The sequence below is a fragment of the Streptomyces sp. NRRL S-455 genome (assembly GCF_000717875.1).
In the GTDB taxonomy this organism is placed as follows: domain Bacteria; phylum Actinomycetota; class Actinomycetes; order Streptomycetales; family Streptomycetaceae; genus Streptomyces.
The window spans coordinates 1-347 of sequence record NZ_JOCT01000090.1 but is presented as its reverse complement, the minus strand read 5'-3'; the positions used below and the strand labels follow the sequence as shown (position 1 = coordinate 347).

General features: G+C 76.1%; 1 protein-coding gene. It reads left to right on the top strand.

Annotated elements, in window-relative coordinates; all coding sequences use genetic code 11:
- A partial coding sequence (locus tag IE97_RS0137935) for an FAD-dependent oxidoreductase (protein ID WP_158708399.1) occupies window positions 1-347 on the top strand: 347 nt, incomplete at both ends.

Sequence of the window (347 nt, the reverse complement as noted above, 5' to 3'; positions counted from 1 at the left end):
CGCCAGACGGGCGGGCTCATGGTCGCCGAGAACGCGGACCAGGTCGGGATGCTGGAGTTCAAGGCCGAGCTGGAACGCTCCTGGGGCCTCGACGTGCGCACCCTCGACCGCTCCGAGCTGGACACCGTCGCGCCGTACCTCTCCCGGGACGTCGTCGCGGCCAACCTCAGCGCGCTGGAGGGCAAGGCCGACGCCCGCATCGCCGCTCCGGCGGTCGGCCGCGCCGCCGTCGCGGCCGGGGCGAGGGTGTGCGCGCGCTCCCGCCTGGTCGGCGCGCATCGCACGCCGGCCGGGTGGGACGTCACCCTCCGGGAGACGGACCGCACGGGAGAGGTACGGACGCGCAC